Genomic DNA, 21,571 nt, shown 5'->3' on the forward strand with positions numbered 1-21,571 from the left:
GATGATAGTGTTACAGTTGATGAATAAGTCTATTTCTGTAAAGAGAAATTAGCAAAATATAAAGTACCTAAAGAAATCGAAATTATTTTTGTAATGCCTAAAAATAGTACAGGTAAGATCTTACGTAGAGCATTACGAGCTACAGAAAAGATTTCTACTGAAGCTAACTAATTTTATCTTTTTCCGACATAAGACTCCTTCCTCAATTACGTGAAGGTGTGATAACAGCAGTAATAGGTGGGAGATGAATGTCGGTTAGGAGTAAGACTAAAAGTTTTTTTTGTTGCCCGTTTCATGTCTCAATGATCTTTTCAGTCTTGAGTAAGAGAAAGTCTGATATTACAATGAAATTAGGTAGCGATAATCAGTATTCTTAATGTATTACCAACTTGTGTTAGTTGTAATGAAGTGAGGTGAAAAAATGCTAGTCAATAAAGCATATAAATTCCGTATCTATCCAACTAAAGAACAGGAAACCCTAATCGCTAAAACAATAGGATGTAGTCGTTTTGTATTCAATCGCTTTTTAGGACAATGGAATGACACATACAAAGAAACTGGCAAAGGATTAACGTATAATTCTTGTTCTGCTGAATTAACACAGTTGAAAAAAGAGTTAGTATGGCTAAAAGAAGTTGACAGCATTGCTCTTCAATCCTCACTGAAAAACCTCGCCGATTCATATTCACGATTCTTCAAAAAGCAGAATAAAGCACCACGCTTTAAGTCTAAAAAGAATCCAGCTCAATCCTACACAACAAAAGAAACGAATGGAAATATTGCTGTTGTCGGAAACAAAATGAAGCTACCTAAACTTGGTCTTGTTCGCTTTGCTAAAAGCCGCGAAGTACATGGTCGTGTTCTTAACGCTACCGTTAGACGAAATCCAAGTGGTATATACTTTGTATCCATTCTTACAGAAGTAGAAGTACAACCACTGGAGAAAGCTGAATCATCGATTGGCATAGACTTAGGTATCACTGATTTTGCCATTTTTTCTGACGGTCGCAAGATTGACAACAATAAATTTACTGCCAAAATGGAAAAGAAACTAAAACGTGAACAGCGAAAGCTTTCAAGACGTGCGTTATATGCTAATAAGAATGGGATTAACCTGCTTGATGCAAAAAACTATCAGAAACAAAAACGAAAAGTCGCTAGATTACACGAAAGAGTAATGAATCAACGTGACGATTTTCCTTAACAAGTTGAGTACAGAAATCATCAAAAACCACGATATGATCTGTATCGAAAACCTGAATACGAAAGGAATGTTACGTAACCACAAATTAGCCAAATCGATCTCTGATGTATCATGGTCTGCTTTTGTAACGAAATTAGAATACAAAGCTACGTGGTACGGTAAAACAATCATAAAAGTGAGTAAATGGTTTCCATCCAGTCAAATATGTTCCGATTGTGGGCACCAAGGTGGCAAAAAATCTCATGAAATCAGGGAATGGACCTGTCCGATTTGCCATGAACATCATGATCGAGACGTAAATGCCAGTAAAAATATTCTAGCAGAAGGCTTACGTACTTTGGCTTTGGCATAAATAATCATAGAACCGTAGGAATCTACGGGGATAGCTTGGCAAATAAGAGAAACCTCTGCTGGCAAAGAAATACACTAGCAAGTATGCCCTGTTCCCAAGAATCTCCCACTTCAAACAACCCGTAAGGGTGTTAAGTGGTGAGCAGTTCAACATGTTATTCTACTTCGTAAATTTGATAAGTACAGCCTACCTCAAATTCATTGCACAAAAATTGCACAGACTTACTAGAAACTATTGAGATAAAAGACAAGCCTTGCATAAAATTACATTGAACCCTTAATTTAATGGACTTAATTGACCTAAGATATTCAGTATTACTGAATAATCCGCGCATCCTGTAATTGACAGGGTAGGGGTCGTTGATTGGCTTCCAGTTGGATCATAATCTAAAAGCTTGTCATATCAGCATTTTGATGTGTAATGTTTTCTGATTTTTTATTTGAAAAAGTAACGATTTATTCGAGTTAAATCGAAGGTTATTATGTTCTAAACGTTCAGTAAGCATTTTTATATTTACTTTTGTGTTTAACAAAATGGTCAAAATCGTTAAATAAAGTTAAAATTCTGTTGATTAGTGAATCCGGAGTTTCTTTTGAATTAAATATGGTACTAATTTCAAAGACTTTTCGTTGAAATCGTGATTATCTACGTTGAATAATAACATAAATGAAAAAGCTCAAACTCTTTTGTATCAAAGGTTTGAGCTTTTTTCTTTACTCTATTCAACAACCTGCTATTATGGCAGTTGTTTAAGTACATTTCTTCACAAACTCAACTTTAAACTCTGAATACCCTTAAGTAAAATTCAAATGTTAATACTTTTTAGTACTTCTCAATTTCAATGACAATTATTGAATATTCGAGTTAAAGAGAATATTAAAAAAACTCGTTTGACGGCGATGATCAAGTTGATTTAATATAAATTCGTTACATTAGATTAAGAATGCTATCGCTTGTCGTTAGTAAGCTTTCTACACTTTTAAATTCTGAAAGGAGATATCTAGAGGGGAACTGGAAAAATTTTTGGGATCAATTTGATTTGTTCTTAATTGAGAAATGCGTCCTGAATCTGTCGATATTCCTCGAATGACTTCATCTAACTGAGAAAGTTATTTTGAAGAATGTTTCTATTAATCTAATTTATTATTTACTTAAAATTTTCTTGAGAGGAACTGGGAAATGAACAACATAAAGAATCGTAAATTAACTACATATGCCTTAGCATCTGCTCTTGCGCTTTCTAATTTGGCTACGGTTTCACCAACATTAGCAGATTCTTATCGACCAGGTGATTTAACATCAAAGTTGAAACAAATTAGACAATTAGAGGATTCAAAGAATCAAAAGTACAAAAACAAAGTATCTGATACTAAATTAAATTTAAAAGCATCAGATAAAGTACGAGTCATCGTTGAAGTGGATGGCCAATCACCACTTGAATACGCAACAAAACAAGGGAAATTATTTAAGGAATTACCTGAGAGTCAAAAGGCTAGTCTTTATGCAAAAGTAGCGAGCCAACAAAATGCGGTAAAATCTAAATTACAAGGAAAAGGAATCAGCATTAATTATAAGAAGCGATATTCAACTGCATTTAATGGTTTCAGCGGTGTTGTTGAATTTGGTGATGTAGCAAAAATTGAAGCTACTTCAGGTGTAAAAAATGTTTATTTAGCAAACGAATATAATCGTCCTACATCTGAGCTAGTTACCCCAGATATGACGAAAAGTCATCAATTTATCCAGTCTAAAGAAACTTGGAAAGACACAGGATACGATGGTAAAGGTATGGTTATCTCCATTATTGATACAGGAATTGATCCTACACACCGTGATTTTAAATTAACAGATCATTCAAAAGAAGGGTTAACAAAAGATAAAGTAGCTCAACTTGTACAGGATAAATCATTACCAGGTCATTTCTATACTGACAAGGTTCCTTATGGCTATAATTATTTTGACCAAAACAGTATTGTTACGGATCTTGGACCTGGTGCTTCAATGCACGGTATGCATGTAGCGGGTATTACGGCAGCAAACGGTGATGAAGCAAACGGCGGCGTTAAAGGGGTTGCACCGGAAGCACAAGTTCTTGCGATGAAGGTATTCAGTAATGACCCAAGCTATGGTTCTACATGGTCTGATATTTATTTAGCTGCAATCGATGACTCTATTAAACTAGGCGCTGATGTCTTAAATATGAGTCTTGGTTCTGTGGCATCTTCCTATGAGCCAAATAGTGCGGAAGACCTTGCGATTACTCGCGCAGTTGAGAATGGTATTGTTTGCGCTGTTTCTTCTGGTAACTCGAATCAAATTGGTTACGGATGGGACGATCCTCTTACTCAAAACCCTGATATCGGTGTAACAGGAGCACCTGGCCTAAACAAAGATACGATTTCAGTAGCTGCTTCTGGAAATGAAGCTTACCTTTATGAACATGCTATAACTGTTGAAGGTAACAATCTTAGTGTTACAGGTAATGGGATCGATGATTGGAAAAATCTATCAGATAAATTTGGCGGAAACCTTCCAATCGTTAATCTTGGAATAAATGATAATGGAACATACAAATTAGGTGCTCCAAGCGATTATAACGGTGTAGATGTTAAAGGCAAAATTGTTCTTGTGGCTCGTGGTTCACTTACTTTTGCTGATAAGACGAAGTATGCAGCTCAAGCCGGTGCGGTTGGTATTATCGTATGGAATGCGACAAACGGAGTTCAATACGCTGACCTAGGCGGTTTTGATATTCCAATGATGTTTATTAACACAAGTGCAGAAGGTTTAACTTTAGCTAATGCAATTACAAGTCCAGGAACAATGCATGTGAACCAAACAAAGAGAACTGAAGACGCTGAAATGGGCCGTATGACAAGCTTTACTTCATGGGGAGTTACTCCTAGCCTTGAATTAAAGCCTGAAATCACTGCTCCTGGTGGAAATATCTTATCAACGGTTAATAATAATCAATATGAAGTGATGAGTGGTACTTCAATGGCATCTCCTCATGTAGCTGGTGGATCGGCATTAGTACAAGAGTATCTGAAAAATGATAAACGTTTTAGTTCGTTAAATGTTAGTGAACGTACTCACTTGGCAAAAGTATTGTTGATGAATACTGCGAAAGTGATTAATGACTTAGATGGTCATCCATACTCTCCACGCCGTCAAGGTGCTGGTATGATGCAAATTGAAAATGCTGTTACAACACCTGTTTACTTCTTTAACAAGTTAACTGGTGAAGCAAAGTCCGAATTGAAGGATTTCCAATCTAAGCAAGTTTCAATGACTTTCACAGCTAAAAATATTTCTGATAAAGATGCAGAATATAAAGTAGATACAACAGCATTAACAGATGAATTCTATCAAACTATTGGCGCTGATCGCAATGCCCTTCAAGCAGGGGCATTTAAAGGTATTAAAATAGATGCTCCTGAAACGATAAAAGTTCAAGCAGGTCAATCCGTTGATTTCACTGTTAAAATTGATTTAACAAATGCAAAAATTCCAGGTTTTGATAAGAGTGGAAAGAAGATACTTGCAGATCTTCATAGTAATATTTTTGTTGAAGGTTCTGTAAATCTTATTGGTACTGATGGTCAACCAAACTTAACGGCCCCATACGTAGGCTTCTATGGGAAGTGGGATAGCCTTCCAATCGTGGATGGTTTCAAGGATCTTGGTGAAAATCGTTATTTCGATTTACAACCTATTTATGGCCCATATGCAAAGGACATGACACGAGATGACGATAATTATTTCTGGGGTTCTGTTCCTGGAAAGAATTATTATGCGTTATCACCAAACGAGGATCAATATGATGATAATATCAATGCAGTTCCATCATTCTTAAGAAATGCATCAGAAGTACAATATAATATCCTTGACAAAGATGGTAAATTCCTTCGCCGTTTAAGTGCTCAATCTGATGTTACAAAAAATAACTTTAACAATGGTAACGGCGACATACTAAAGTATAGCAATGCAACTATTTGGGATGGTAAAGTAAATGGTCAAGTCGTTCCAGACGGTTTATACAGTTATGAGATTAAATCTGTAATTGGCTATGAAGGTGCACAATGGCAGTCTAAGATGATCCCAGTCTATGTTGATACTCATGCGCCAAGTATTCATGCAACTTACGATGCAGATAAGAAGGTTGTTACTTGGGATGGATTGGATGAAGGAACTGGGGTTGAAGGGTATTATATCTTCGTAAATGGAAACCTTGTTGGACAAACTGATAAAACAAAATCTTCATATGATTTAGCTACTGCTCCAGATAAATCAGTAGTTGAAGTAGTTGCTATGGATTATGCTGGTAATGCGTCAGAAGATACAGCTGCAATTGGTGATGTAGATCTTCCTTTAGTATATATCACTGATGGTACACCAGATGGTAGTGGAGGATATGTTCCGAACTCACCAGAACCATGGGGAACTTACAATGATAAGAAAGTGCCAGTTAAAGGTTTCGTAACAGATGATATTGGTGTTAAATCAGTTAAGGTTAATGGAAAAGAAGTTCCAATTACTTTTGATCCAGAAACTGGACACTACAACTATTCAACATTTTTAATGTTTGACCAAGATGGTCATTATACTGTTCAAGTAGAAGGAACAGACCTTGCTAACAAAAGCTTCTCGATTGCTCGTCATATTTACGTTGATACAAAAGCTGCTGAAATTAATGTAGATGCGCCAGCTCGAGTAAATAAAGATGTAGATCATGTAACATTTAATGTAAATCTAAAAGATAACTTCAACTTCTTAGAATTCTACGTTGGTGAAAACCATGAATTTGAAGTTCCATTAAAGGATCCGGTGAGTGTCTTAACGCCACTAAATAAGGATTATCAAGTGACTATTCCATTAAAAGAAGGCGAAAATAAAGTTGTATTAAAAGCGACTGACCTTGCTGGAAATGAAACAGTGAAGGAAGTAGTAATTAATCGTGAAGATGCTCCAATCACAACTGGTTGGGTAGTGAATGATGATAATAAAGTTTACTACTACGACGAAAATGGTAAAATGCACAAAGGCTTCTTAGAATTAAAACAAACAGAAGATGATTACACATGGAAATCTACATTCTACTTTGATCCAAAAACTGGCGAAATGCACAGAGGTTGGTTAGATTTAAATGGAAAACGCTATTACTTTGACCAAGAAGGCGGTTTAATGGCGACTGATGTTACTTTTGTTCCAGAAAGTAATAACTACTTCTATTTTGATTCTAAGGGTGTAGCACAAACTGGTGTCTTCAACTTATATGATGGTAAAGCATACTTTGATGCTAAATCAGGTCTATTACGTAACGCTTGGAAACAAGTTGGAACTAAATACATTTACGCGGACAAAGACGGCTCTTTTCACACTGGCTGGTTAAATGTTAGTGGCAAGTGGTACTTCTTTAATAAAGATGGCTACATGCAAACTGGTTGGTTAAACGATGGTAAAAATACTTACTATTTAAATAGTAAAGGCGAGAAAGTAACTGGCTGGTATACGGTAAGTGGAAAAACATATTACTTCAATCAAGCTGGTATTAAGTTAACTGGTTGGGTGTCAGTAAGTGGTAAGAAGTACTACTTAAACAGCGACGGCTCTAAATTTATCAATGGCTGGAAATCAATTAGTGGTAAAAACTATTACTTCGATAAAAACGGTGTAATGAAAACTGGTTGGTTAACAGTAAGTGGTAAGAAGTATTACTTAAACAGCGATGGCTCTAGATTTAGCAATGGCTGGAAATCAATTAGCGGTAAAAACTACTACTTCGATAAATATGGAGTAATGAAAACTGGTTGGTTAACGGTAAGTGGTAAGAAATATTACTTAAACAGCGATGGTTCAAGATTTAGCAATGGCTGGAAATCAATTAATAGTAAATATTACTATTTTGATAAAAACGGTGCAATGAAAAAGGGCTGGTTATCACTACACGGTAAAAAGTATTACTTAAACAGCGATGGCTCAAAATTTACTAATGGCTGGAAAAAAATAAACGGTAAATATTACTACTTCTACAAATCTGGCGCTATGGCAGTAAATGGTAAAGTAGGCAAATATAGAGTTGGAAAAGACGGAGCTAGAAAGTAAGTAGTTTAATTAATTAATAGTTTCGAAATGGGTAGTCTTTGGGCATGTATTCGACTTTGGATACATGTTTTTTTTAGAGCAGTAATGAGGAAATCTAAAGAATGAGCAATATATATAGGTAGTTAAAGTAAAAAAACCACAAGATAAAAAATTGAAGTGAACCCAAAAAGTTAGACACATAATTTAATTACGCTGCTTGGGAGGATTTGACCCTGTATTGTACAGGGCTCAATCCTTTTAATTTTGTCTTAATTCGTTTGTGATTGTAGTAGTGGATATACTTTTCTAATTCTAAAGTAAAATCTTCTATACTCTTAAATTCATGAAGATAAAATAATTCAGACTTTAATAAACCAAAGAAGTTCTCCATAACTGCATTATCTAAACAGTTACCTTTTCGGGACATACTTTGGATGATTTTATTTTCTTTAAGTAGATACTGATATTGTTTCATTTTGTAATTCCACCCTTGATCTGAATGTAGGATAGGGGATTCATCATTTTTTATAACCATGTAAAATTTTATTTCTGAAGTATAGTAAAAAAGTTGTGATTTCATTATTGGAACAATTTATATAGTTCGAATTTATTAATAATAAAAAATGATTTAGGACAATATTTAACCTTTTTTATTTAATAACATTATATTTATATAATGTTTTTTATTCATGTTAATAAAGTAAGTATTTGTAAATGGTGAAAATAGTTAAGTTACAGCAAAATTAATAGGATTTTAACATTTTTAAATATTATAGAATACTAGTTAAAATTTGTTATGTAAAAAGAACTAGTATGATCATTTTTTTGAAAAGATGGAAATTAAAAAAAATGTCAAATAAGAAAGACTAAATTGCTAATATTCTGATTATTAATTAGTATTAAGAACAGAAAGGGTGTAAGTTTTAAACGATATTTGTGACTAATAGACTATTTATTTTAGAAAGAGGTAAGGGGTTATATGAAAATATCAAATTTCACTTGGCTTGGTCGAGCTGTAAAAAGCACTGCAACAGCTGCTATTTTATTGGGAATACTAATTCCACCTTCACAAAATGGTACTGTTTCCGCTTCAGCTGCAACAAATTCAAAGGCTGAACAAATTTTGAATTCTTTAACACAAGAACAACGAGATGCATTAACGAAAATGGAAGCAACAGAAAACTATGGTTTGCAAGGATTTAATGAAAAAGATCTAAAGAGCGATAAGGAAACGTCTGTCATTGTCGAATTTAATTCCAAGCCAGAGGAACCAGCGATTCTTGAAGCTGCTATTAAAGGGAAGAAACTAACAAATGCTGAAGCGAAACGTAACATAGATCGTGAACATGACTCTTTTAGTACGGATTTAAAGAAAATAATGCCTGCATCAAAGGAGAAAAGCGGGAAATCCCCCTATAAAATTATGCGTAGTTTTAAAACTGCTTACAACGGAGTTTCTATTAAACTACCTGCCAACGAAGTTAAGTCTCTTCTACAATCTGATGCTGTAAAAGCTGTATATAAAAGTGCTACATTTACTGTCGAACCACCAGTAATTTCAGATACTACAGGAGAAAAAGATTCTACTAGAAATATTGAAAGTATACCATTTCTTGGAGTAGATAAGCTGCATGAGGAAGGTTTTACAGGAAAAGGTGTTAAAGTCGGAGTAATCGACACGGGTATCGATTATAACCATCCAGATTTAAAAGGTGCCTATAAAGGCGGATATGACTTTGTTGACAACGATAATGACCCTATGGAAACAACGTATGATGATTGGGTAAAAAGCGGTTCGAAACCACCAACAGAAGGGCAAGGTGCATATTATACAGAACACGGAACTCACGTATCAGGTACCATTGCAGGTCAAGCTAAAAACACTGGTGGTGTTGCTGTAGAAGGGATTGCACCTGACGCAGATCTATATGTATATCGTGTTCTTGGACCATATGGTACAGGGGTTTTAGATACTATTTTAGCTGGAATTGACAAAGCAGTCTCGGATGGAATGGATGTTATTAATCTTTCTTTAGGAACAAACATCAATGATCCATTTTACCCTACGAGTACAGCTATTAATTATGCAGTACTTAGCGGTGTAACTGCAGTTGTTTCTGCAGGGAACACCGGACCTAGTTCTTATACACTTGGAACACCGGGAACAGCTGCATTAGCACTTACCGTTGGGGCAAGCAGTACTCCGATATCGATCGCGAAATATACAGGGGTACTAAGCGGTGATTCAAACAAAACTTACGATTTAAGTAATCTTTATTCAAACTTTACAGAAGACTTACGATCATTTGATAAACAAACTTTAGAGATTGTTGATTTAGGTGTTGGAAATGTAAATGATTACACGAATAAAGATGTAACTGGAAAAATAGCCTTAGTTAGTACTGGAGTTATTGGAACACAAAACAAAGTTGTCTATGCAAAAGACCATGGAGCAATTGCAGTATTAAATTATAACAATATACCAAATGCAGGACCATTAGAATATGTTAGAGATGAACAAAACTTTGTTCCTACATTTTCGCTTAGTTATGAACAAGGACTAGATTTAATTACACAATTAGCTGCTGGTAATAACAAGATGACTTTCAACAATTTTAAAGAAGAATATACAAAAGGTGACGAACTGGCTTATTTCAGCTCCCGTGGACCTTCTCGTAAAAATTATGATATAAAACCAGAAATTACAGCGCCTGGTGTAAGTGTTTTATCAAGCGTACCTGCTTATGCGATTTGGCGAAATGACTCAACAAATTATAAATATGCTTATAACCGAATGTCAGGTACATCAATGGCTGCTCCACATGTAACTGGAATTGCTGCTCTGCTACTTCAGGCGAATCCAAATCTTCAGCCAGGAGATATTAAAACGATTTTGATGAATACAGCTAAACCTATGGATGAAAGCAATAGTGTATTTGATGTAGGAGCAGGAAGAGTAGATCCTTATCGTGCTATTCATACAGGAATGATGCTTCAAGTTCAAGATGAAACGCCAATTCCTGTGAACGGAAAAGTAGTTATGATGAAAGATCAAACAGGCGGAATTAGCTTTGGAAGTCAATATGCTGATTCTAAACAGACTATCACTAAGAAATTAACATTCCAGAATCTTGATAACGAAACGAAAACGTTCAAGGTAGCAGTCAAATTTAAAACAGGTGCAAATGGTTCACTCGATGCGAAAGCTAACGGTGTCAAATTAGATGTGGCTCCACTTGTGGAGGTAGACGGAAAGAAATCGGTACCAGTTAATACTACACTTAAGATTCCGAATTCAGCAAATCAGGGGATATATGAAGGGGATTTAGTAGTTACAAATACAACAGACAAAAAGGATCAATATCGAATTCCATTCGGAGTTCGTGTCACAGGAGAAGGGTTTAACTCTACTTCCCTTTCTTCAAATGCAATCTCACCGCCGCATTTACATGTAAAACGTTCATTTAATACTACTACTAGTGTTGCATTGAATTTTAACTTGAAAGCTCCTATGAAAAAGCTTGATTTAGTTTTAGAAGACGGAAAAACTGGTCAGGATATTGGCTTTTTAGAAACAATTCCAATGGAAGATTCGTATGATAATACTAATTATTTTATTAGCAACGTTTTTGATGGTACTTATTATGCATTTACTGGAAAACCTGACAAGCCAATTTCTACTATACGGAGCTACGCAAAACCTGGACATTACCAGATAAAAGCGATTGGTACAAGTGAGCGAAATCATACTTTTACAACTTATAATGATGTGTATATCGATAATAATAGCCCAGACATTTCAACTAACTTAGACCAAAATGAATCACCAGTTATTGAATATCAACCAGGACAAAAATCAGTGCCTCTTCAAGTTAAAGTTAAAGATGAAGATGTGGAAAAATTGATGGTATCTGGATTGAACATAAATCAGTCTGTCAACAAGCTCAACTATTCAATTAATGGAAACTTTAATCCTGTCCTTCCAGTCGGGGCAGATGGAACTGTAAATCTAGATGTACCGATGAATGAATCCAATCCATTCTTACGTTTTACATTAAATGGACTAGACTGGGCGCAAAATACATCTGACAAGAAAAACTACTATTTTGTTAAAGCGGGTACACCGTACGGATATATAAAGACTGACAAAACAACCATCAAAATGGGAGAAACAATATCTACAACCCTAGTTTTAAATAACATAGATAAGTTAAAATCAGCAGAGTGGACTCTTAGCAACATTGGCCAAAGCCTTGAAATCATAGACGCAAAGCCAAATAATGCACTAGCGAATTACGGCACAGCAGGTGTAACTGTTGAAACGATAGGCAATAATTCAATAGTAAAGTTGATGATGGATGGAACAAAGTCAGTGACTGGTAATATCCCAGCAATCAATCTAACTTTAAAAGCGAAGGATACAGCATTTGCAGTAAGTGCAGCAATTAATCCGACAGTTGCTTATTCAAATGAGTTAGGTAATCGAATTTCCATCTCTTCAGCGGGAATGGAATGGCAACTACAGCCTACATTCTCTGAATTATATGGCACGTTAAAAGCAAGTGGCATAGCATACAACGCTGATTGGACAAAACTTGGAGCATCAATTCAATTAATCGATGCTAACGGTAAGAAATATGATGGTACGTCTTCAATCATTAGTTATGGAGACTATCGTATTTCTAAGCTTCCTGTTACTGATAAACCATTTAGTTGGGAGTTCAAATTGCCAGGACATTTTATGATGAAAATCCAGCTTCCGATCGGGGTCGAGAAGAATGGCATAATTTGGGGACAACTTAGACAATACATTAGTGAATTTGCTGTTGCCGGTGATGTAAATCAAGATGATGTGATCGATGTAATGGATGCACTCTATATTCAAACATATTGGGGTACAAACAAACGTGCAGCGGATATTAATTTTGACGGAGTTGTCGATGCGAAGGATTTGACATATGTCGAACAAAATTACTTAATGCAAAATCCAACAAATAGTAATTCACCTACTCCGAAAAAGAAATATAAATCGCAGACGTTAGAGACGGTGAAGAGTGAACTTGGAATACAATAAAAAAGCGATTCTGTAAAACGAACTATAAAAGTTAAATAAAGTACTTAAATGTAATTTGAAAAATGATGTCACAAATGATTTGAAACATTTTAAAAGTATAGCCTAGATTATCCTCTTATAGTAGACACGAAAAAAAGCCTATCTGATAAAAAGGATGGGTAGTCTACTAAAGGGGATTATATTTTGTTGTATTAATACTAAATAATCAGCTAAGAATTTTATATTGATTTTGATAACAATTTATAAGATGCAATTTATAAAAGATAGTTTAGGTTTGGATAAATTCTCTGACACAACTATCTTTTTTTTATGGAAAATAAACCTACTAGATAATTATTTTTAGTGATTTTTAATGAGTTCTCATAAACAAAAAATGTAGATAGTAAGTTTGGAAACATTATAGTTCATTTTCTAATTCACGAAATTTGTCACATGAAAAAGTCTAGTTGGACCTAGTAAAATTCAATTGTGAAAATTGACCTTATATTGCTGTTATTATTGCAGGAACTATAGAATTCACTGTCATGAATAAGAATAACTTTATGAAAATGATTTAAGATAAAGAATTTTATATTAACTATGTTGTCCATAATTGGAGGTATACCATGAACCATATCTTAATTGTTGATGATGATCCCAGTATCAGGGAATTAGTGTCAATGCATTTGCAAAATGAAGGATTTGGTATTTTTAAAGCTTGTGATGGACTTGAAGCATCTGAAGTTCTTAAAAAAGAAAAAATCCATCTAGCTGTTATTGATATTATGATGCCGAATAAAAATGGTTATGAGCTGTGCGAAGAGATTCGTAGTTTCTATGATATTCCCATTATCATTCTTTCATCAAAAGACCAGTTACAAGATAAAGAAATAGGTTTCGAATATGGAGCAGATGATTACTTGGTTAAACCATTTGAACCAAAAGAATTGCAATTCAGGATCAAAGCGTTGTTACGCCGCTATAAAATGCTGAGTACAGAGTGTATTCATCTGAATCAAACAGTGATTAATCCAATGAGCTATGAAGTTAGTATTAATGGAAATATTTTTATTTTACCATTAAAGGAATTTGAATTATTATCCCAACTCGGAAGATATCCAAACCGTATTTTTACTAGAGAAGATTTGATTCAATTGATCTGGGGACCTGACTTTGATGGTGATGTGCGGACTGTTGATGTTCATATAAAACGATTACGTGAAAGATTCAGGATGAGAACGTCTGATTTTATGATTAAAACGATTCGTGGAATCGGATATAAATTGGAGGCTTAAATAAATGAAGTCTCTTTATTTGCAATTTGATTATTACTATTCAGAAAATCTTTCTGGTAGAGAAAAGCAAAGAGTAGCAATTGTACGTGCTTGGATGAATGACTGAGAAATTATGCTATCTGACGAACCTACAGCCAGTCTTGATTCGAAACTAGATAGAGATCTGGATGTGTTGTTAGCAGAAGAGGTAAAGACTAGAGGAAAAGTAGCTATCATGTTTACTAACGATGAAAGAGTACTAGATTTATGTGATCGGATCAGACCATTCGAGACGGTCTGTTGTCAAAATTGAAATCTCGATCTATACATAGTTTTTACTACATAGCGATTGAGAATTAGTAATAATTTAATAGTAGGATAAACTTGACCCGTTATTGATTTATCAATAAGGGTTTTGCTTTGTAAAATAATTAAGCAAATATTTGGAAATGCGAACACAATGTGTATTTTATCGATAAAGCTGTGAACTTGGTTGATAAGGTTAATATTTCTTGAAATAATGGTGAAATTCGTTGGAATATAATGGAATCTCGTTAGCTTAGATGAAATAGATGTTAAATGCATTCGATAATTAAAAATAATTAGAACAGATTTTTTTATAATACATGAGTATCAAAAAGAAATGATTAAGTAAAGTTTTAAAAAACTTCGATGAGAAGGAAAAAAGAAACGTGTACGGAACCTTTCTCCATTCGGATCTAGTTCTATACACGTCTATGAAAAACGTAGGGGTGTCCTTATACTATTTTTTAGGGAACGGTTTTATTTATAACTTGGAATTCGAAAAGCACGAATCATAGTCTGACTAACTTTATTACCCGATTTATCTTCTGCTTTTAATCGGAGTGAAACGAATCCTCCTGAAGTGTGGTTAATAATTGTTTTTCCACTGTCTATAGTCTGAGCGAATATAGGATTCTGAGACCATGTCTTTCCGTCATCGAATGAGATTTCTACTGAAAGCTTAGTTAGCTTCACTTTAGCACCATCCTCACGATTAACGTCAAGGTTTAAGATGAAATCCGTATCTCTTCTTGTCACAGCATCAGCTCCATAAAAATCTCCATCTGCACGGATCATTAACAGCGGAAGTAGTGTAGTTTCACCTCCGGCTGGGCGCTTGGAGTGGAATGTCCATGTTGTTTCTGCTTGAGTACCTAGATCAGACCAACCAACTTGGCGAGTTGCAGTAGTTGTGACAGTATATTCAGAATCATCTGCCGGGACGATGACAGTTATTCCAACAGGGCTAGCTACCGAACCTGAACTGCCACCTGTACGTGTTACTGCTGTTGTACCGGTCAGCTTCGATGCCCCAGTATATTCAGTTAGTTCGTGTCCTTCTTCGCCGAATGAGAATAGTCGGTGACCGAAGGAGATTGTATCACCTGTTCGCCTGGATGGAAACAGCTCTAATCCACCGAAAGTTGACGCTGTAGAAGGGTTGACCGGGCCACGGTTCCATTCCACCTCGGATTTGCCTTTTTTCATAATTCGAGTGTCGTAGGTAACGCCCTGACCAGTTACACCATTCGTTACACTGTTAAGTACAATCATTCCCAACCAACTAATGTCTTTATCAGCGGTGTAGTACTCTATGCGATCAGCTAGTGGTGCTGCATCTACGAATTGGTGTTTATTACCAAGTCCGCCGCCACCCGGAAGTAAACTTTGTTCAGTACGGAAGAATTTCTCCACCTTTCCTTGGTCGTGGTATGTTGTGTGAACCTGTGCTAAGTCCTTATCGCGAACTTGGAAGCTTAGATCTGCTGGGATATTACCTTCACTATGGAAGACCAAATTGTAGAACCAGCCATTAGCGGTATACATCGGCACTTTGCCGTTAGCATCCCTTGGTACTAGTGTTGGTCTATACGCAAACTGGTAAATATGGTGCACTGGATCAGCAACCTTCACAGTTGGAGTAGCGAAAAACTCGGTGTCGTTACCGTATGTCGCAACGAATGCTTGTCGTGAGGACGAAATATTATTGCCCTCATCGCTAATGATTTGCGACTTATGGAACACTTCTGCGTGAACTCGTCCTGCATTGTCTTTGTCCACCTTTACCGTGATCGGTAGCGCGGTGCGTGCATCCAATATCACATTTTTATTTCCGTTCTTACTTACCAAAAAGTCTGGTCGAGTTGCAATTGTTGCCTTTCTGTGTCCTTTTGAATCAACCGATTCAATGAATGTATTGAAGTCGTAATGGCCAACAGGTAATCGCTGATTAGATACACCATCAGAGAAGTTCAGCTGAAAATTCTCGCCAGTATCTGAGTTAAACGCGATTCCTCTAACCGATGTCGGTGCATTGCCGTTCCGATCAATCGTGCGCACTGTCAAAGGATATGCTTCTATGTCAAAGTAAGCGCCAATCGCGGTATTCACAGAAGTTTCTCCAGCTGTTGCAGTCAAATACCCAGAGTAAGCTCCTAATTTTCCCACTTTAGACGGATCCACAGTTACTTCTAACGATGCTGTCCCTTTTGCTGGAACTGTAACTTTGCTGCTACTGAAATTGAACATCCCATCTGGTGCTGATTTGCCGTCTGGCCCAGCAACATTCGTTTTCAACTCCAGCGTAACATCAGTAGCGCTATCATTTCGATATGTCACCGTTCTGTTGACTTTCTCTGAAGAGTGAGGGAATGGAAAGCCAAGGCTGACACTGCCACTTGTTGCATATACATTCGTATTTGTTGCCCTAACTAGGTCGAGGCGTCCGGCACCTTGCCCATATACTGACACTCCGCTAAGAGGCTTAGCACTACTCATTAATGCTGCTTTTAACTGTGTAGCCGTCCAGTCGGGGTGCAGTTGCTTCATGATCGCAACAGCGCCCGTCACATGCGGTGCAGCCATCGAAGTACCACTCATGTTCGTGTACATGCTGTCAATTGGAGAACCTGCATTAGTCCCAGCAGCACGCGCAGCAATAATAGCTTGCCCTGGTGCGGTGATGTCTGGCTTTAGCGCTAGGTCACCTACTCGCGGACCCTGACTTGAGTAGGTAGATAACGTATCTGTCTTAGTGGAGCTAGCCACGGTCAGCGCGGCGTCCGCGGAACCTGGATTCCCTACAGTGAACGGCGCACCTGAATTACCTGCCGAAATAACGAACAATGTGCCAGTCTGTTCTGTCAATCTGTTCACAGCTTGAGAGATTGAGTCGGTGCCATCCGACGGATCACCACCGAGGCTCATATTAATAGCAGCAGGGTGTTTACTAGAAGCCCACTCCATGCCGGCAACAATATCGCTTTCCTCGCAGCTGCTATTGGTACATACTTTTCCAATTAACAGGCTAGTGTCCGGGGCAACTCCGCGGTACATACCGTCAGACGCAGCACCAGTTCCTGCGATGATGCTCGCTACGTGTGTACCATGACCCAAAGTATCTTTGGCTACTCCATTTGTGTCGGTGAAATCCTTCGCTTCGATAACTCGACCTGCTAGGTCGGGATGAGTAGCATCGTATCCTGAGTCGAGAATGGCAACAGTGGCGCCCTTTCCAGTGTATCCAGACGCCCAAACGGTGGGTGAACCAATTAAGTTATTGGCCTCAACGTCCTCAATATGGACTTTTCCATCCAACCAGACTTTCTTTACATTATTATCGAGTGTCAGTGTACTTGAGCCAGTAGTTAACTGTTTCCAAAGCTTTGCTGCTTCGTCATGATCGACATCTGCAGCAAAGCCGTGCAGACTTGGAAGATTACGATCGATATTCAGCGCACCCAGCGAGGAAGGATCAGAACTAGAAACTGCTGCGTCGTCCTTGTAGCCAACGATCAGTGGTAAAGAATCAGACTTTTCGTTCGTATACCCGTCTGCGATTAGCTGGTCGATATCAAACAGCCTCTCGTCGAGTGCTTTAGAGTCTACTAGTGGAACAGCGTCCATTGGAATGACGGTAGCGTTTTGTTTGCCGGTTTTATCACGAGTGACTGACTCATAAAAGTTGACGCCTTCTCGTCCTGGTGCAGGTTGGACGTTAAGCGATAGATTACCGTCCAGTGCTGTTGTAACCTCCACTTTGTCTCCAGTAAGTAATGTAACAGTCTTAATGTTAGTAGCCTGCCCTTTCTCTGAATCGACAGGTTTAATGCCAGAAATGTCAGTTTGTTCGGTTGTTTGTCCCAAAACTAAGCTGGGAATTAGCGCAAGCTGTAAACAGATTGTTGGGATGATAAGTGACTTTTTAATTGAACTCATTCCTTTCTAATGGTAAATTCATATGTTTGAAGAGTCGTAGAGGTAGGTTAATTTTAATGATTGATTAGCAACTTAAATCTTATGTCTAATAATTTCTCTTATAAACTGACTAAAGACAAAGTATAAAGATCAAGGTGAAAGTCTCGTTGTTTAATAGTTTGTTAAAAGTTAGTAAGGATAAATAGAATTACTAGACACTTTATAGGCTCCTTCCATTTTTTATAATCAAAAATATAGAATTCATTTATGAACGATATATGAACAAATGATTACAAATTGATTAAATAATTATAATGTTAAAAATATTCAAATAAATAATTGCACTATTAAATGATATGGGTAGTAGGTTTACTACGTATAAGAAGGTAGGAAAGAAATAGATAGAAAAGTATTCTAGGAAAAAGTAAGGTTTTAATTGAAACTAGGAATATTAAAAAATTCGTAAATTACAAAATGAATTTTATTTCGCCATCATAATGTTTCTAATTAATATTAGAGATTACGAAAAAAATTGACCTGTGACATATAGCTTAAGGTTAATTTTTTCCCGTATTATATAAGTTTTCCTTATATTACATAAGAAAAAATAAATTGTTAATATTCTGAAAATTACTTAATCTAAACTGGAGGAAAGTAGTCTATTTTAAAAACAAAATGGTTCCATGTTTATTCAGCTAAAATTTAGTTCCAAAAGATTTTTTTTGAATTTTAAACAACTACTTTTTATTTAGTTTAGATTGGAAGGTGTAAAAATTTGTAAAAAACAGCTAAGTGTTTCATTCAAATAAGATTATATTGTTGGCAATATTTTGATTATTCCTGTATTAGGGGAATGTTTAAAGGATTTACGTAATCTAAAAAAGTATATTTTCTTAATGAAAATGGAATGGCATTGGAAAAAAGCTCATTAAAAATGCGAAGGAACTTGTGTTAGTAGGTTTCTTCAATTCAGTAACTATTATTTTTTTAAACTGGCTAATCAATTCTTAAAGGAGATGGAAAGATGAAAAAGAAGTTCATTAAATTGAGCATTATAGCAGTTCTTACTACAAGTAGTCTATCGGCATTAAATTTTAGAGCGCCAAGTAGAGTGCATGCAACTACTCTTAATACAGAATCGATTTTAGCTAAACTTACACCAGAACAACGTAAATCTTTGCAACAGCTTTCAATAGTCGAGCAATCCGGACTTCACCTAGATTCGAGCGTGGATTTGGAAAGTGAGAAGGAGGTTTCAGTGATTGTACAATTCAAACATAAGCCGGATAAAGTTGCAGTACTACAATCGGCACTGCAAGGGGAACGCTTGTCAGAAACTCAAGCGAAGAAGGATGTAACTGCTGACCATGAGGCGTTCAAAAAGGATTTAATGAATGCTTTTAAAGTTCATGGAAAGAAAAAGATAGCATCTTTCGAAATAGAACAAACATACAAACATACTTTCAATGGCTTAGCGTTGAAAATACCAGCGAATATGATTAAGACTTTACAGAAATCTGAAGCTGTACAAGCGGTGTATAGTAATGTGCAAATGCAAATTGAACCACCATCAATTGAGACAGAGGATACTCAATTAGCCAATTCCCCTAAAATGGATGAAGAGGATTCTTTTCTTGGGCTGAAACAACTCCATGCGGAAGGTTATACGGGAAAAGGTGTGAAAGTTGCGGTTATTGATACGGGAATCGACTATAATCACCCTGATTTACAAGCTGCCTATAAAGGTGGATACGACTTTGTAGATCATGATAATGATCCAATGGAAACCACGTATTCAGATTGGAAGAAGTCTGGAAAACCAGAAATAAATGGTGGAATAACGTACTACACAGAACATGGTACACATGTATCCGGCATCATCGCAGGAAGAGGAACAAACGATAGTGACTACGCAACAACTGGTGTGGCACCCGATGCAGACCTATATGTTTATCGAGTACTTGGGCCTTATGGAAGTGGATCGATGGAAAATGTTTTAGCAGGAATTGATAAAGCAGTTTCAGACAGTGTAGATGTAATGAACTTGTCTCTTGGCTCAAATGATAGCGATCCACTGTTTCCAACAAATATTGCTGTCAATAATGCGGTTCTTAGCGGTGTAACCGTTGTTGTAGCTGCTGGAAATTCTGGAAGTAGTGCATATACTTTAGGTTCTCCTGGTACGGCTGCCCTGGCTTTGACAGTTGGAGCAAGCAATACGCCATTTAAAATTGATACATTTAAAGGTTGCATTGAGAATGTATCGGCAGATTTACGCCTTATGGCCAAAAATTATGCTGATTACATATCTACTTTAAATGGCCAAACCCTTCCCATTGTAGATGTAGGATCTGGGAATTTACCTTACTATAATGGTAAAGATGTGAAAGGGAAAGTAGTGATTGCAAACAACAATCAATATTCGTTAGATTCTATCATCCAAAATGCTAAACAAAACGGAGCAGCAGCTGTTCTGATCTATAGTCTTATTAAGGGGCAAGGACATATCCAAAGTTATTTAGGAGAAGGCAAAAACTATTTACCAGCGTTTTCCTTATCAAATTCAGACGGAACCGCTATTTTACAAAAAATACGAGCAGGTTATACTTATTTTAATTTTGGAGAAATGGGACAAATCCAGGCGCAAGGAGATTTTTTAGCGGACTTCAGCTCGCGAGGTCCATCACGAGTTAATTATGATATCAAACCGGAAATCACAGCTCCTGGTGTAGGGGTTATGTCGACTGTTCCTTTTTATAAAAATAATCCTGATAACCCTTCCGATTATAAATATTCATACGAGCGTTTATCAGGTACATCAATGGCCACACCGAATGTATCTGGAATTGCTGCATTATTATTGCAAGCAAACTCAAAATTGAAACCGAATGATATAAAAGCTATTTTAATGAATACAGCACATCCGTTAAGTAACCCGTATAGTGTATTTGACGTAGGGGCTGGACGTGTAGATCCTTTAATGGCTATTCACTCAAGTATTGAAATCAAAGTTTCGGAAAAAACACCTATGATGATTCATGATAAAGTAAATCAGATTAAAGAAGAAACAGGTGCACTTAGCTTTGGAACAAAACTATTTAACAATAAAGATATAGTTGATAATCGTTCTGTTAAGATCGATAACAATGGAGTAGTAGCTAAAACTTTTGATGTAAGTGTGAAATTTCAAACCGATGTAAGAGGATCAAAAGATGGAGAGAAAAATGGTGTGAAATTGGCAACTGATCCTTCATTTACCATACTTGCTAATAGAAGCGTGAATAAGAATGTTTCGCTAATACAATAGATAAAGGTAGTATCAATGCCAATACAGTCATAAAACTTTTCTTTGATGGTACGAAAGAGATAACAGGGGATATTCC

5 protein-coding genes and 3 pseudogenes are annotated in these 21,571 nt (G+C 36.4%); 6 read left to right on the plus strand and 2 right to left on the minus strand.

All coding sequences use genetic code 11. From position 1 onward, the window contains the following. Positions 1–421 precede the first annotated feature (421 nt). Positions 422–1,556: pseudogene (tnpB, locus tag CN601_RS16820) on the plus strand (IS200/IS605 family element RNA-guided endonuclease TnpB). A 1,179-nt stretch (positions 1,557–2,735) separates the two neighbouring features. Continuing rightward, on the plus strand, positions 2,736–7,661 hold the full coding sequence (locus tag CN601_RS16825) for a S8 family serine peptidase (RefSeq protein ID WP_098171731.1): 4,926 nt from the start codon (positions 2,736–2,738) through the stop codon (positions 7,659–7,661). Between the two features lie 187 nt (positions 7,662–7,848). On the opposite strand, the pseudogene CN601_RS16830 reads toward CN601_RS16825, so the two are convergent. Next, positions 7,849–8,157, minus strand: a pseudogene (locus CN601_RS16830) (IS3 family transposase); the annotation flags it as partial. A gap of 462 nt (positions 8,158–8,619) precedes the next feature. Here CN601_RS16830 and CN601_RS16835 point away from each other — a divergent pair. The 3 genes and pseudogenes from CN601_RS16835 to CN601_RS27585 form a co-directional block, all read left to right on the plus strand. Beyond that, positions 8,620–12,714 carry a S8 family serine peptidase gene (locus CN601_RS16835; protein WP_098171732.1) on the plus strand — a complete coding sequence of 1,365 codons (4,095 nt, stop codon included), beginning with the start codon at positions 8,620–8,622 and terminating at the stop codon, positions 12,712–12,714. Positions 12,715–13,319: 605 nt separating this feature from the next. Next, positions 13,320–13,988: a response regulator transcription factor gene (locus tag CN601_RS16840; protein ID WP_098119408.1), complete on the plus strand. Its 669-nt coding sequence runs from the start codon at positions 13,320–13,322 to the stop codon at positions 13,986–13,988. Positions 13,989–14,022: 34 nt separating this feature from the next. Further along, a pseudogene (locus CN601_RS27585) lies at positions 14,023–14,327 on the plus strand (ATP-binding cassette domain-containing protein); the annotation flags it as partial. A gap of 423 nt (positions 14,328–14,750) precedes the next feature. Here CN601_RS27585 and CN601_RS16850 read toward each other — a convergent pair. Next, a complete protein-coding gene (locus CN601_RS16850) occupies positions 14,751–18,209 on the minus strand; it encodes a S8 family peptidase (RefSeq protein WP_098119410.1) in 3,459 nt (1,152 codons plus the stop codon). A 1,003-nt stretch (positions 18,210–19,212) separates the two neighbouring features. Here CN601_RS16850 and CN601_RS16855 point away from each other — a divergent pair. Further along, complete coding sequence (locus CN601_RS16855; RefSeq protein WP_098171733.1) at positions 19,213–21,495, plus strand: S8 family serine peptidase; 2,283 nt, start codon at positions 19,213–19,215, stop codon at positions 21,493–21,495. Positions 21,496–21,571: the final 76 nt, after the last annotated feature.

The organism is Bacillus sp. AFS017336 (genome assembly GCF_002555445.1).
In the GTDB taxonomy this organism is placed as follows: domain Bacteria; phylum Bacillota; class Bacilli; order Bacillales; family Bacillaceae_G; genus Gottfriedia.